The organism is Congregibacter sp. (assembly GCF_045107095.1).
GTDB lineage: Bacteria > Pseudomonadota > Gammaproteobacteria > Pseudomonadales > Halieaceae > Congregibacter.
In genome coordinates this window covers 1-14138 of record NZ_JBGCFU010000059.1, presented here as the reverse complement: position 1 = coordinate 14138, position 14138 = coordinate 1, and the positions used below count along the sequence as shown (strand labels likewise).

At 54.5% G+C, this 14138-nt stretch carries 13 protein-coding genes; 10 read left to right on the top strand and 3 right to left on the bottom strand.

Going from position 1 to position 14138, the window contains the following annotated elements; all coding sequences use genetic code 11:
* From soxC to soxB, 8 genes are all read left to right on the top strand, one after another.
* Positions 1 to 784 (top strand): sulfite dehydrogenase (gene soxC / locus AB8B76_RS09850; RefSeq protein ID WP_405272098.1); only part of this gene is annotated, 784 nt, incomplete at its 5' end.
* Complete coding sequence (locus tag AB8B76_RS09845; RefSeq protein ID WP_405272097.1) at positions 768 to 1718, top strand: c-type cytochrome; 951 nt, start codon at positions 768 to 770, stop codon at positions 1716 to 1718. The genes soxC and AB8B76_RS09845, both read left to right, overlap by 17 nt.
* A complete protein-coding gene (soxX, locus tag AB8B76_RS09840) occupies positions 1715 to 2107 on the top strand; it encodes a sulfur oxidation c-type cytochrome SoxX (protein ID WP_405272096.1) in 393 nt (130 codons plus the stop codon). The genes AB8B76_RS09845 and soxX overlap by 4 nt, the downstream gene beginning before the upstream one ends.
* Before the next feature lie 21 nt (positions 2108 to 2128).
* Positions 2129 to 2581, top strand: a complete 453-nt coding sequence (soxY, locus tag AB8B76_RS09835) for a thiosulfate oxidation carrier protein SoxY (RefSeq protein ID WP_405272095.1) — start codon at positions 2129 to 2131, stop codon at positions 2579 to 2581.
* Positions 2582 to 2606: 25 nt separating this feature from the next.
* Positions 2607 to 2918, top strand: a complete 312-nt coding sequence (gene soxZ / locus AB8B76_RS09830) for a thiosulfate oxidation carrier complex protein SoxZ (protein WP_405272094.1) — start codon at positions 2607 to 2609, stop codon at positions 2916 to 2918.
* Between the two features lie 19 nt (positions 2919 to 2937).
* Positions 2938 to 3786, top strand: a complete 849-nt coding sequence (gene soxA, locus AB8B76_RS09825) for a sulfur oxidation c-type cytochrome SoxA (protein ID WP_405272093.1) — start codon at positions 2938 to 2940, stop codon at positions 3784 to 3786.
* 13 nt (positions 3787 to 3799) lie between these two features.
* Positions 3800 to 4111 (top strand): hypothetical protein, encoded by a 312-nt coding sequence (locus AB8B76_RS09820; protein WP_405272092.1) that lies wholly within the window; start codon positions 3800 to 3802, stop codon positions 4109 to 4111.
* 73 nt (positions 4112 to 4184) lie between these two features.
* Positions 4185 to 5948 carry a thiosulfohydrolase SoxB gene (gene soxB, locus AB8B76_RS09815; RefSeq protein ID WP_405272091.1) on the top strand — a complete coding sequence of 588 codons (1764 nt, stop codon included), beginning with the start codon at positions 4185 to 4187 and terminating at the stop codon, positions 5946 to 5948.
* A 33-nt stretch (positions 5949 to 5981) separates the two neighbouring features.
* Here the strand turns inward: soxB and AB8B76_RS09810 are convergent, their stop codons facing one another.
* Both AB8B76_RS09810 and AB8B76_RS09805 read right to left on the bottom strand, forming a co-directional pair.
* The gene (locus AB8B76_RS09810) at positions 5982 to 6494 is read right to left on the bottom strand and encodes a hypothetical protein (RefSeq protein ID WP_405272089.1); all 513 of its coding nucleotides are present in this window, start codon (positions 6492 to 6494) and stop codon (positions 5982 to 5984) included.
* 20 nt (positions 6495 to 6514) lie between these two features.
* Entirely contained in the window at positions 6515 to 7438 is a 924-nt protein-coding gene (locus AB8B76_RS09805; RefSeq protein WP_405272088.1) for an alpha/beta hydrolase, read from the bottom strand.
* A 100-nt stretch (positions 7439 to 7538) separates the two neighbouring features.
* Here AB8B76_RS09805 and AB8B76_RS09800 point away from each other — a divergent pair, with 100 nt between their 5' ends.
* Positions 7539 to 8093 (top strand): DsrE family protein, encoded by a 555-nt coding sequence (locus tag AB8B76_RS09800; protein ID WP_405272086.1) that lies wholly within the window; start codon positions 7539 to 7541, stop codon positions 8091 to 8093.
* 28 nt (positions 8094 to 8121) lie between these two features.
* Here the strand turns inward: AB8B76_RS09800 and AB8B76_RS09795 are convergent, their stop codons facing one another.
* Positions 8122 to 9321: a hypothetical protein gene (locus tag AB8B76_RS09795; protein WP_405272084.1), complete on the bottom strand. Its 1200-nt coding sequence runs from the start codon at positions 9319 to 9321 to the stop codon at positions 8122 to 8124.
* 289 nt (positions 9322 to 9610) lie between these two features.
* On the opposite strand from AB8B76_RS09795, the gene AB8B76_RS09790 reads away from it, so the two are divergent.
* On the top strand, positions 9611 to 14138 hold a 4528-nt coding region (locus AB8B76_RS09790), incomplete at its 3' end, for a beta strand repeat-containing protein (RefSeq protein WP_405272082.1).

Below are 14138 nucleotides of genomic sequence, written 5' to 3'. Positions count from 1 at the left end.
CGCCGCGCAGATGGATCGCCTGCAGTTTTCCCACGGGATGCTGTCCTGTTGCGAATGGACCGGCGTTTTGCTTTCGACACTGCTTCAGGAGTGTGGGGTACAGAAAGGCGCTAAATGGATTCTCGCCGAGGGCAGCGATGGCTCCCATATGAGCCGCAGCATTCCCATGGAAAAAGCCATGGACGATGCACTGATTGTTTATGCCCAGAACGGCGAAGCACTTCGGCCCGAACAAGGTTACCCCGTACGATTGATCAATCCCGGTTGGGAGGGCAATACCTGTGTGAAGTGGCTGCGGCGCTTGGAAATTGGTGATCAGCCTTGGTATCACCGCGAAGAAACATCCAAATACACCGACTTGCTCCCCAGTGGGAAAGCCCGTGAATTTACCTTTGTGCAAGAAGCCAACTCTGTACTGACCAATCCCTGTCCGGAGAAGCCACTAACGAAGCCCGGCAAGCTCTGGGTGGAAGGGCTAGCCTGGTCCGGTCGGGGTCGTATCAAGCACGTAGACGTGTCCTTTGATGGTGGTGTGAGCTGGCGTGAAGCCCGCTTTACCAGTGTTGTGGAGCCTCGAGCGCTGACTCGGTTTGGGATCGAGTGGGATTGGAATGGAAACCCCGCCTTGCTGCAAAGTCGGGCGGTGGACGAGACGGGCTACGTGCAGCCGACTTATCGTCAATTGCGCGACGCACGGGGCTCGTCATCGATTTATCACAAGAATGCTATTCACACCTGGAAGCTCAACGGTGATGGGAGTGTGGTCAATGCTCAACTTGCGTAATGCTTTTCCGACAGTCGGTCTGGTTTTGGGTGTGCTTGCGGGTATCGCTGCGGCACCATCGCTAATGGCCGAAGATAGCGATCGTTATGGTTACGGAAGCCCTGCGAGTGCTGAGCAGATCGCTGGCTGGGATATTGACGTGCGTCCCGACGGGAAGGGATTGCCCCCCGGTGAGGGCTCGGTTGAGGACGGCGAGTGGCTCTACGAAGAGAAATGCGCTCTGTGCCACGGATCTTTTGGTGAGAGCGTGAGCGGCTACCCGGCGCTGGCCGGTGGTGACGGCAGTTTGACGGACCCGAGGCCCAAGAAAACTGTGGGCAGTTACTGGCGCTACACGAGTACCCTTTGGGACTACATCCATCGGGCCATGCCCTTTACTCAGCCCGAATCCCTAAGTGACGACGAGGTTTACGCGATTACCGCTTACGTCCTTCATCTGAATGACATTGTCGACTACGACTTTGTGCTTACCAAAGACAATCTCTCCGACGTTCATTTACCGAATGAGGACAACTTCATTCCGGATCAGCGTCCCGACACTCGCAATAAACGATGTATGAAGCGGTGCAAAGATCCAGCCTCGGTAAAGGTTTCTTCAGAGGCAGCTGCCTATGTCCCAGAGGGAGGCCCTGATGCCTTGTACAGCCAGGGCTCAGCGCAAGAAGATGGTGTTGTTACTACCGTGACAGGCGGAGGTGTTTACGAGCGTCACTGTGCACTGTGTCATGCCGCAGGTATCGGCGGTGCACCGGTGCTAGGTGATAGCGCTGCATGGGTGGGGCGTATTGAGCAGGGTGTCGAAACCCTCTATCGCCATGCCATCGAAGGCTACACCGGCGAAGACGGAATCATGCCGCCCAAAGGTGGTTTCGTGAATCTGCCGGATAGTGAGGTGAGCTTAGCAGTGGACTATATTGTGGAGCAGAGCCAATGAAGGGTTTGCCCATGCGCACGCAAAAAACACAGGCCAAACCAATGCGGTTTGTCCTAGTACCTCTGCTCGGTTTCTCCGCAGCGTTCCATGGCCTCAGTGGGTGGGCTGCGGATGAAACCGCTATCGCAGAAGGGCAGGAGATTGCAGCAGATCGCAATCGTGGGAATTGTTATTCATGCCATATGGCGGATGGTGCCGAGATGACCGGCAATGGAGGGCCGCCACTCATGCAAATGCAGTTGCGTTTCCCTGAGCGAGAAGTACTCAAAGCCCAGATCGCTGATCCTCGTACGCGCAATCCAAATACTGTGATGCCTCCCTATGGCGCTCACGGCATTCTTAGCGAACGCGAGCTGGATCTCGTGGTCGATTACATTCATTCACTATAGATAAGAAAACAGGAGTCTCCCATGCAGGGAACATTGACACGACGTCGCTTTGGCCAGGCTGTTCTGGCTTTCGCGGCACTAGCGACCGTACCGTTACGCGTTTTTGCTCGTAACAAAGAGGCCTTTGAAGCAGTTGAGTCAGACGATGCCTTGATGGCTTTGTTTGGCGATAAGCCGGTGATTGAAACCGACAGCTTCGAGTTCAAGGTGCCTGATATTGCCGAAGATGGATCCATCGTTCCGGTAACAGTAAGCACAGACATGGAAGGTGTGCAGTCCATCGCCCTTTTGGTTGATGCCAATCCCAATCCGCTTTCTGCGCGCTTCCATTTCATGCCGGGTGCGGTGCCCGAGTTTAAAACTCGGATAAAAATGGGCGAGAGCTCCGATGTGCGCGCAGTTATCGAAACTGCCGATGCACTTTACGTGGCTACCAAGAACGTCAAGGTAACCCTTGGCGGATGTGGCGGCTAATCGAGCACAGGACGGAGAGAAGATCATGGATGTAAAACCAATCAAAATTCGTGGCCGCCTGAAAGGCGATACAGCTTCGGTGAAATGCCTTATGCCCCATCCGATGGAGACCGGCGTACGCAAAGATCTTGATGGCAATAAAATTCCCGCGCACTACATCGAAACAGTGACCTGCACCAAAAACGGCGAAGTTTTTATCACTGCTGATTGGGGTGCTTCGGTTTCCAAGGACCCTTACTTTGGCTTCGTGGTAAGCAATGCGAAGGAAGGAGACGTCATTAAGGTGACCTGGACCGACAACCAGGGCAACACCTCTTCCGGTGAACTCACACTGTAAGGTAGGGAGGAAGCTGTTTATGTTCGATAGCCCCAGCACTGGCATTAGCCACAGAGTTTTTACCGCACTGCTATTGGCGATAAGCGCTGCGGCTACTGCGGGCCCTGAGGAAGACCGCAATGCTTTGCGGGCTTTCTACGAGCAGCGTTTCCCTGACGTCGAACTCGACGCCCACGTCGACGGTGCCTACGCCCTTGATGCGGACAAGCGCGAGCAGTGGTTAGAGATGGAAGACTTTCCGCCCTACGAAATCGCTATTGATGATGGCGCTGATAGCTACGAAGAGCCTCTTGCTGACGGCAGCAGCTATGCGGATTGTCTCGGTGAGGGTGCGCCAGCGGTAAAGCACCGGTTTCCTCGCTTTGATGCCGAGAGTGGTGAGGTCGAAACGCTGGAACAACGCATCAACAGTTGCCGCAGCGCTGCGGGCGATCAGCCCTGGGATTATCTGGGTCCTGAGATGAGTTCTCTTATGGCCTTCATAGCATACGAATCTCGGGACCAACAATTTGCTATCGAGGTTCCCGAAGATCCTAGAGCTCAAGCGGCCTATAACGATGGGAAAGAGTTCTTTTATACCCGACGGGGACAGCTGAATTTTGCATGTAGTAGTTGTCACGTCTCTATGGCGGGCAATGCGCTTCGAGCAGAACGGCTGAGCGCGGCGCTGGGCCATGCGACGCACTGGCCCGTGTATCGTCTCAAGTGGAAAGAGGTGGGCCCATTGCACAAACGATTCATCGAGTGCAATTCGCAAGTGCGCGCCGTGCCTCTGGAAGCTCAGAGTGACTCCTACCGCAATCTGGAATATTTCCTGACCTACATGAGCAATGGCATGACGCTCAATGGTCCGGCGTCGCGAAAATAGTGAAGAGGCGACCATGAAGAAAATGATACTAAAAGCAATAAAAGTGACTCTTTTGCTACCGCTTGGGCTGCTTACAGCTGCAGCGTTTGCGGATCCCGCGGCAACCCTTGATAGGGCGAGTGAGCTTCATCAGCAGGCGCTGGCTTTAGAGCATGGCTGGTCAGTGACCGAGCCACTGATTGCTGAAGCGAGAGCGGCTATGGATGCGGGTAATGCAGATCAAGCGCAGGCATTGGCAGACAGGGCGCTGCTCGTCGCCGAGCAGTCGCTGAAGCAGGCCGAAGACGAAAAGAGTGCCTGGCAAACTCGAGTAGTGGGCCGCTAAGGCCGAAATTGAATCGGGACCTGAGTCGGCGGCACTTCTACCTGCCGTCTTATGATCCAGCAAGGAGTTGCCCGTGAACCGGCGAGAATTTATTCAATTATTGCTTCAAGGCGCTGCCGTTGCTGGTACTGGTGCCTATTTCGGCAGTGCCCAGGCCAGCGCTCGAGCGCTGTACGACCTGAAAGCTTTTGGCAGTGCCCGCATCCTGCACATGACTGACTGCCATGCGCAGCTAAATCCCATTTATTTTAGAGAACCCAATGTAAACATCGGGCTTGGTGATGCTCTGGGACGTTGGCCCCATGTTGTGGGCCGCAATTTACTCAAAGAGTTGGGCGAAATTTCGCCCCGTGACGCGCACGCTTTTACCTATCTCGACTTTGTGCAGGCCGCGGAAAAATTTGGTCGGGTTGGTGGCTTTGCGCATCTGAAAACCCTGGTTGATCAACTGCGCGGTGAAGTCGCCGACGGTAGCAGCTTGCTACTCGATGGTGGTGATACCTGGCAGGGCTCGGGAACCGCTCTTTGGACCCGCGGTCGAGACATGGTCGAAGCCACGAATCTTCTTGGCGTGGACATCATGACCGGGCATTGGGAATTCACTTATCGGGAGGAAGAGATTCTCGAAAACATTGAGGCATTTAATGGCGAGTTTCTGGCGCACAACACTTACGCTACCGAAGACGCGTTGTTTGATGGCGTACCTGTCTATGACGAGGACACGGGTCATGTGTTCAAGCCCTATACGATCCGCGAGATGAAGGGTCACCGTGTTGCGGTGATAGGGCAGGCGTTTCCCTATACGCCTATTGCCAACCCCAAAAGATTTATTCCCAACTGGACTTTCGGTATCCGTGATGAGGAATTGAGTCAACTCGTTGCCAGCATCCGCGCTTCAGAGAAACCTGATGCGGTGATTTTACTCTCCCACAACGGCATGGACGTGGACCTGAAACTGGCAAGTCGTGTGTCAGGTATCGACTTCATTCTCGGTGGGCACACACACGATGGGATGCCTCGGCCCATAGAGATCGAAAACAGCGGAGGCAAAACGGTCGTTACTAATGCCGGCAGTAACGGTAAGTTCGTTGCTGTTCTCGATCTGGAATTTGGGAAAGATGGAGTCAGCGAGTACCGCTACAAGTTGCTTCCGGTGTTCTCAGAGTTGTTGGCGCCAAACGCAGCGATGCAGGCGCATATCGATGCCGTGCGGGCGCCGCATCGCGAGGTGCTGGAAGAGGAGTTAGCCGTGGCCGACTCTTTGTTGTATCGCCGGGGAAATTTCAACGGCAGTTTCGATCAGCTTATTGTCGATGCCATGCGTCAGGAGCTGGATGCGCAGATTGCACTGTCACCGGGCTTCCGTTGGGGAACAACGGTTATGCCCGGCGAAGCTATCACCATGGATAGACTTCTTGATCAAACCTGTATGACCTATCCCGAGACCTATGTCCGGGAAATGACGGGTGCAGAGCTGCGGAATATTTTGGAGAGTGTTGCTGACAATCTCTTTAATGCAGACCCCTATTACCAGCAGGGCGGCGACATGGTGCGCACCGGTGGTTTTAATTATCGGTTGGATCCGCTGGCTCCCATGGGGGCTCGAGTGTCTGACATGACACTGGCAGATGGCCGGCGCATGCAAGACAACAAGTCCTATAAGGTCGCTGGCTGGGCTACGGTAGGCTCTCAGTCAACAGGGGAACCTGTGTGGGAAGTGGTAGCAAGGCATCTGCGGGCTGAAAAGACCGTGCGTATTGAGCGTCTGGAGTCACCCACTTTGATGAATGTGGCGAAAAATCCGGGGCTTGCGGATTACCGGGGTGATCTGGGTTAAGTCCTTGTTTGCCGAGAAAAGTTACCAAGTAAGTTACCAGGTAAGAGTCGCAGCGATGATTTGCTCGAGGAGCTGATGCACGGCGGCATAGTCGGCTTGCTCCAACTCCGGTGCTCTGATGCTTAGATGTACATTGTCCAGATCAGTTGTGAGCGTGTAAATCGAGATGCTGTAGGGGCAGAGTGTGATGTTGTGGGGATTGTTCAGCGTTAACTCATAGGTCAACTCAGCACTACAAAACAGCAGTGATTCGGCATTTTCATATACCTGAACTTTCGCGCCCGTAGCTTCTGCGGTGCGAGTGAGCATGCTCGCCAAATGCGCGGTGTAGGAAATCACAAGGCCCTCATCCTGAATGGCTTGCACGAGGTCGTCACGAACGTTGTGATAAAGCCCCGGTGTCTTGTATACCCAGGAAGACCCAACGACTTCTGGGGTCGGTAGCAACTGCGCCGAGGATTGGGCACCTGCAAGCATTAGTGCCGTCAGTGTCAACGACTTCCCTAGAACGGCCCATTGTTTGGCTATACGGCTGTGCTTTTTCATGATCATTACCGCGACCTTGATTAAGGATTGCTGTTTATAAAGTCTATCGCGATCTCCACGAGTTCGTCGGCGTAGAGATCACGAAAAAAATGGTCCGCACCGTCGATTTCTTCTCCGACCACATTGGGAGCGCGTTGCTGTAACGCGGAGGGCAGCCCCGGTGCGATCGTGTCATTACTTCCTGAGATAACGAGTACTGGCAGCGTTAGCTGTGAGAGGAGCTTCGGTGTGTCGCGCAAAGGATCGTCGCTGTAATAAGACACAAAGCTTTCTGCTGTCGCATGGGCGTCCTGACAATAAAGTAAACCCAAGGGCATAGGCATGGCTTTGCCGCCGTCGCCCACTGCGATCATCGCTTCGGCTTCAGCGAGTAAGTCATCCAGAGAGTCTGCGTGCCGACGAGCATAAGCCTGCCGAGTTTTTTCTATGGACCACTGTGGTGGTGCTACAAGCACTAGTTGCGCTATTCGAGTGTCGCCACTGTCTTTGGCGTAACGCGCGATTTGATTCGCGCCGCGAGAGTGCCCTATCGCGGTGATATCGCTGACACCTTGCTCCCCCAGCCAATGGGACCATCGAGAGAGTTCATTGCTGGCATCACTTTCCCGGTGGATGTGGAGATCATCACAAGAAAACGCCTGAACTCGGTTGTGCAAGCCCAGGCTGAGATTGATAGCCAGGGTGCTTACATCTTCCTCGCCGAGGAGCGTCTCCAGAGACTCGATGATTTCGGTGTCCCGATGAGAAAGTGTCCCGTGGAGGATAAGCGCGACGCTGCCGTCGGGCCATGCGGCACTGCGCGTAAGGCGGCCGGAAAGGGTGGGATTTTGCTCATCGAGCTGAATGATTTCTGCCGCAACCCTGATGCTTCCCAGAGCGGCAAACATACCTATAGACAGTGTAGCTATCCCGAGTCGCAAAGCGCTGGTTTTCAACAAAAACATGGCAGATACTCTTTGTTTGAAGTGATTGTACGTATAGGGCGATGTGATTTTCCAGTCGTCTGTAAACCTTAGTCTTAGTGAAATCTGTCAGGAGATCCGGATGCGAAAAGTGTTACGAAATGTTGCTGTGCCCGTTGTTACAGCGCTAGCTATGTTGGGCAGTACAGTATGGGCTGCAGAGCCTGAACTGGGTCCGATTGTTCCAAGCTTTGGCCCCGTGATGGCGCCTCCACCCGGTTCCTATAATCTTGATCCTGATGTGCACTACAAAGTCTCCATGGACATGTACACCACTCCCGATTTTCCGGAGGATCAAAACCGGCATCTCGTTTCCGCGGCGCGCTTCCTGAACATGCATGCGCGTAATGGCATACCCGCTGAGAACATTGATTTTGCGTTAATAGTCCACGGAAAAGCAGCCAAAGACCTGCTGACAGATGAGGCGTATCAGGCTCGTTACAACGAACCAAACCCAAATACAGCCTTGTTAAAAGAGCTGCATGCCGCGGACGTGCCTATCTACTTGTGCAGTCAGACTGCAGCCTTCCGCGGCATGGCGCCCGAGGAGTTTAGTCCCACGGTCACCATGTCTCTCTCGGCAATGACAGCGCACGTACGCCTGCAGCAAGAAGGCTACACGCTCGTTCCCTTCTAGCGTCTTCGGTTGTTAAGCGCCTGCGGCTTTAAGGGAAGGCAAACCGCAGGTCATCAACCACGAACTGCCAGTAGTGTTCGGTTTCAAGCTGCAGTTTGGTGATGTCCCGATAGTCGGCCTGAAAGTAAACCGGCGTCAGATGGCTGAGTGTCAGCTTATCCTCGGCGACAAGTTCAGTATCCCGCCAGGCCTTGATATGTAGCGTTTCGCCTTCAGCATTGTGCCAGGCGACCGAGAAATATCCGCCAACAAAGTCGAAACTCTCACCCACTCGCAATGCCGAAATACTTACAGGATGGCCGGAGCTGTTGTAGGCGACCTTGGATCCGCTCATAAGACCGTTAACGTAGCCCGGCCCTTTGTAAAACTGATTGTCCACGGCCAGCAGATAGTCCCAGGCGAGACCCGCGTATCCCGAGGCGATTTTTTCAATAGGCGATCGGTCAATGTCATCAAAGCCAACCGTGACGGTCTTCCGCGGAGTAGATCGTTCCGAGACCCCTGATACAGTAGTTCCCAGCACAATCGGGGCATAGCCTACGTCGACTTGGCGGGTATTCTCTTCCTCATCTTGAGAGATGCTCCATTTTCCCGGGGCAAGAGTAAAAGCGAAGTCACCGTTGTCATCCACTGATGAGTTGAGCTTGGTTCCCCGCTGGGATTCCGCTTTAACACTGCCAGATAACACTGAAGCACGACCCGTTAGTTTTGGAGGAGGTGCAAGGCCGACAACTTTCGGTGCTGTATCTGCACCGATACCACTGATGGCACCGCGAACAGCTCGGAAACTGGATCTTTGAACTGCATTGCTGGTGGTAATTTCCCAGCCCGGGGGAGGAAGTAACTCAAACTCATAAGCTTCGTTGAGCTGCGAGATATCGGCATCAGAGCCTTCTTTCTGCATGCTGAAATTCGCGAATCCATTGATGTTCGAACGCTCTATTCGCGTGCTGCCATCGGGCCGTGTTAAACGCACGGCGATTCTGTTCAACGGTTTGTCGGCGGTATCGTAAAGGCCGTTGCGATTGCGGTCGCTGAAGGCGAAAACCGAGATATTCAGCTTTGAAGCCGTGACCCGGTTCCAGTCTCGAGGCGCGTAAAGCGCGGCGTTCGCCTTAGCTTTCTCTACAGTAAACCATCCGCGCAGCTCGGGCTTGAGCATAAGGGCGGTGAAAAGGCTGCCGGCAACAAATGCCACCGTTGTGAGGAATAGACGCTGGAAGGTCACGGAGTTGTCTCGAAGCTTGCTCTAAACAAAGTTCTAATCAACAGTGTACCAGCTCAAAAACCGGCAAAAATCTTTGAATTTGCGAATAAAAGCTCTCAAAATCGACAAATTCGCCGGCAAATGTGCTGTATGTCACAGATTTTTCTAAAGCTGCTTAAGTTAACGTCGCTAACATGGCTTAATTGCACGACAAAACTACAAATAAAATGCACTCGGTGCGCTGTCCAACTAGCAGAGCGTTATTAGGTAGCTTGTCGGGGTGTGGCGACACCGTAAACCGGATAAGCATATGCGCGGCAGGGAACAAGAAGGTCTTTCGAGTCTGAACGGGCCGCTTTGGGACGCTTTTCGTCGTCTACTACGAGTGGGCGCCTGTCTATCCGCGCTACTCGTTAGCAGTCTTGCCTGGTCGCAAAACCCCGACTTCAACGTCACAGTTAATACCGGCCCAGTTGCGCCGAACTCAACCACGGTCTTTCCCGGTGAGCTTACGAGCTTACGCGTAACTCTGAGCAACAACTCCATCGTCAACGCTATCACCGGTGTATCTTTTAACGGCGCTTTCCAGACCTTCGGTACTGCGGGGCTGGTCATTGGTGAAGGTGCCTCGGCGCTAACCGGCAGCTGTGGCACCGGTACGCTCACCGTTACTCCCGGATCTTCGTCCATACTAGTAAGTGGCGTCGACATTCCCGCGCGAATTGACGGCGTTGCAGGCTCTGGCGAGTGCTACGTGGACTTGTCCACCAGAGCCTTCTCTACTGATGGCGCCAGCACAACACTTAACCTTGAGGTGGCGGCGGGTGGTGTTAACTCTGATCAAGGCGTTAACGCTACCGGCGGCCCCCAGGCGATTACCGTGCGAGCGGTAGAGCGACCAACGGTAAGCAAAGCCTTTAGTAGCAACAACATCCTGGTATTGGGTGGCAATACTCGAACCTTGACGATCACGATCAATAATCCCGACGGTAACGTTGGTCTTGACGATGTCGCGCTTACTGACGTGTTCCCCGACAGCGGTCGACCAGATGCAGCTCTCACTGGTGCTGTCATAGAGCCCACGGGCACTCCAGCGACTGGGACCTGTGTTGCCGGGGGAGGAACAGTGGTTCTAACCCAGGGCGCGGCCGCGCAGGTGGCGATCAGTGGCGTCAGTGTGGCGGCCGGCGGCAGTTGTACGGTCGAAGTGGAAGTTCGAGCCCGCCAGACGGATGGTCAATATCAGGTAACGCCCTCGAACGTCATCCAAGCATCGTCTTTTTCAAGCTTGCAAGGCGTTACGCCGGCAAACAATGCATCGGCTTCTACGCGAGTACGGTCGCCGCTGGCTGTCAGCAAAAGCTTTAATCCCTCGGTGCTTGCCAGCGGGACTGTGGGGCAGTTTACGGTAACTCTTAGCAACAACAGCGGTGCTGCGCTTCCCGTTACCAGTTTCACTGACAACCCCATCGGAACTCCGAACTCGGCGAATGTCACCATTGCCAATGCGGCTGCTATCGCCAACAGCTGTGCGGGTGGCACCGCCAGTGTGGTGGGTAGCAATCAAGGCTTCTCCGTAGGCGGATTTGATATTCCAGCAAATAGCAGCTGCGCTATCACCGTCGATTACACAGCGGTGAATACCAATCCCGACACTCCCGTGACTTATACCAACAGTATCTTGCAAGGGGCTGTCTCAATAACCGGGCAGCCAGGCATCATCAGCCAAGAACGCTCCGCTACCGTCATTGTTGCTGACCGCTTACGCGTCCTTAAAGCGCGTACACCGTCTAACGCCGCTCCGGGCGAGGCGGTGGAGTATCAAGTCACTGTTCAGAACTTCTCAAGTTCAGCGCTAAGTAACGTCAGCCTTGCCGATACACTACAAAATGGATCAAGCCTGTTAACCGGTGGAGCATTTGAACCGTCTTCTGCCTGCGGATTGAACACCAACGGTGCAGCGCAAGGCGATACATCCATCGATTTTACGATAACCGCGGTACCGGCTCGCACAGGTGCCGGCTCTCCCGGGGAATGTGTCGTCAGCTTTTGGGTGATGATCGATCCCGATGCCACGACAAATACGCCCAACGTTATTAATGCAGGCGGCGTATGTTTTAACCCGGGCGGTGGGGAGGTGTGTAATCAAGGCGCGTCGAACACCGTCACTACCAGTCTCCGTTCACCTGTGGAGTTTGAGAAGACCTTCAACACCGTCGACGTTTTGGCAGAGGCCGAGGGTGTACCCGTTCGCATGCGATTGGAACTACGTAACTTTGCCGCGGAGGCCCTTTCCGATGTGGTTTTTAGCGACACGCTGCCTCAAGACGGTCCGTTCCAGCAGTTGCGAATCGCCACACCGGCCAATGTCAGCAACACTTGTGGCGGCACGCTAACCGCCACTGCTGGAAGCACTTCGGTGTCTCTGAATAATGCTGCAGTACCCGCTTACTCTGGTAGTGATCCCGGGGTATGTGCCATCGAAGTTGACGTGGTGGGTCCCGCAGGTAGCTACCCGAACACTGCCGAAGCCAACGGTAATCGCCCAAACGCTGACGGCAGTGTGACTGCGCTCGCGCCTCTGGGTTCAGCCATAGATGACAGTGCGACGGTTAACTACTCGCCAGCCTTGCAGGCCAGCAAGAACTTTACGCCATCCAGCACCAGCGATGGGGGTACGAGCACCCTGGAAATTCGTTTCACCAATGTCGACAGTACTCAGCCCATAACCGGGATAGCCGCCAATGATGTGCTCCCTGCAGGGATGGTTATAGCAAACCCTGCCATGGCCTACAGTAACTGTGCAGGGCCGCCTGTCATCGATGCGCCGAGCGGCGGTACCACTGTATCTCTCAGTGAAGCAGTATTGGCGCCAAATGCCAGCTGCGCGATCTTGGTTGATGTTGAAGTAAGCGGTACTAGCAATTGGGTCAACGAAATTCCCGCGGGCGCTATCACGGCAGATAACGGAATCCTCAATACCTCCCCCGTAAGCGCTACGCTGCTCTATGAGCCTCCTGGCGTTCCTCTTATTTCAAAGTCCATAAACCCGGGAACGATTGTTCCAGGTCAGTCTTCTACGCTGACCATCGATATCACTAATGGCAGTCAGGACCTGACGGGTGTTTCCTTAGTGGATTGGTTCACTGAGGGAGGAATTGCCGGGGCTGCGGCTAATGGGATGCAGATTGCGCCGGCGCCGAATGCCAGCACTACTTGCCCTGGCGGTGTGGTAACTGCTTCCGCAGGCGACGATAACGTGCGTTTGTCCGAGGCAAACATCTTGTCCGGGGTCGCCTGTTCGATTTCAGTACAGGTGACGTCTACGTCGGTGGGAACGATCACTAACCGTATTCCCGTCGGCGCAATTGAGTCTGATCAAGGAGCGACGAACAGTACGTCGTTTGCCGAGAGCACCCTGAGTACGACCAGTGAAGTTGGTGTGACAAAGTTGTTCACCCCGGCAGTCGTCTCGGCGGATGAGCCGTCGCGACTGCGGATTGAGTTCTTTAACGGTAACGCGACGGCGCTCACTGATTTTTCCCTGACTGACAGCTACCCGGCTGGTCTCGAGAACGCAGCAGATCCAAACCCTATCAGTAGCTGTGGTGGTTTGGCGACGATCAGCTTTCCGGATACCTCGAGCGTGAGTATCAGTAATGGCTCTATCAGCGCCGCATCGGGTTCTACGGCTGCCAGCTGTTTTCTGGAAGTTAACGTGGTGTCGTCGACCCTTGGCACCTACGACAACGTTATTCCTCAAAACTCTTTGATCGTTCGGGGAGTGCCCGTGCCGCATCCCCCGGCTACCAGCACTTTGCAAGTGCGTGAGCGCATCATTGTTAATAAAGCTTTTGATGATCTGACTCTTGATGCTGGAGACCCTAACGGGTTCACCACCGGTGAAGCGGCGCGCTTGCCTGGTGTGAGTGCCCCTTTGACTATTCGTATCGAGAACCCCAACGATATCCCTCTTACGGACGTTCGGTTTATTGATGCCCTTCCCGATGGAGTGACGCTGGCGATTCCCGCCAACGTCGCGACGACCTGTACCGATGGTGTCGTGACAGGGCAAGCCAATGGTCAGACTCTAAGCCTCACCGGTGCGAGTCTTGGCGCCGCTGGCGACGCAGATGCAATATGTACTGTGACGGCCGATGTATTCAGTAACGTCCCGGGGGTTTACACCAATGAAATTCCTGTGGGTGATGTCACCAGCTTTGAAGGTATCGATAACGATCCAGGCACGCAGTCCCAGTTGGTGGTGAGCGAACCACCGACCATCGGCAAGACCTTTGAGCCGCCGGTTATTGCACCGGGCACATCGTCGACCTTGCGATTGACTCTCGGTAACGGCAACGACGTTGCTGCGACCCTCACCAGTGATCTGGTGGACAACCTGCCCGCGACTCCCGGTGCCATGATTGTTGCTACCCCCAGTAATATCGCAACAGACTGCCCCGGAGGTACGGGCATTGTCACTGCGGCGGCCGGTGCCAGTACAGTACGTATTGATAGCGGTACGGTGATTCCAACCGGCGGTTGTGTTGTGTCGATTGACGTAACGGCAAGTGATGCCGGGGACTATCTGAACAGCATTTCCGTTGGCGCCCTGCAAACTGACTTGGGGCCTAACGATATGCCCACTGAAGCGCCCTTGAAGCTCAGCACCTTAGGCTACATCGCCGGTAAGGTGTTCCTGGATCAGCAGACGGTACCCAATGGTGTCTTTATTCCGGGTGACTCCACACCTATTACCGGGAATACCATTGAGCTTCGCAGCGGTGGTACCTGTAGTGGGGCTTTGCTTGAATCAACGACTACGGACGCTCAGGGCA

Bases quoted from the DNA above. Each gene is read 5' to 3' on its own strand.
- soxX (WP_405272096.1), top strand. From the start codon at position 1,715: ATGAAGGGTTTGCCCATGCGCACGCAAAAAACACAGGCCAAACCAATG.
- AB8B76_RS09800 (WP_405272086.1), top strand. From the start codon at position 7,539: ATGCGAAAAGTGTTACGAAATGTTGCTGTGCCCGTTGTTACAGCGCTA.
- AB8B76_RS09845 (WP_405272097.1), top strand. From the start codon at position 768: ATGCTCAACTTGCGTAATGCTTTTCCGACAGTCGGTCTGGTTTTGGGT.
- AB8B76_RS09820 (WP_405272092.1), top strand. From the start codon at position 3,800: ATGAAGAAAATGATACTAAAAGCAATAAAAGTGACTCTTTTGCTACCG.
- soxZ (WP_405272094.1), top strand. From the start codon at position 2,607: ATGGATGTAAAACCAATCAAAATTCGTGGCCGCCTGAAAGGCGATACA.
- AB8B76_RS09805 (WP_405272088.1), bottom strand. From the start codon at position 7,438: ATGTTTTTGTTGAAAACCAGCGCTTTGCGACTCGGGATAGCTACACTG.
- AB8B76_RS09810 (WP_405272089.1), bottom strand. From the start codon at position 6,494: ATGAAAAAGCACAGCCGTATAGCCAAACAATGGGCCGTTCTAGGGAAG.
- soxY (WP_405272095.1), top strand. From the start codon at position 2,129: ATGCAGGGAACATTGACACGACGTCGCTTTGGCCAGGCTGTTCTGGCT.
- soxA (WP_405272093.1), top strand. From the start codon at position 2,938: ATGTTCGATAGCCCCAGCACTGGCATTAGCCACAGAGTTTTTACCGCA.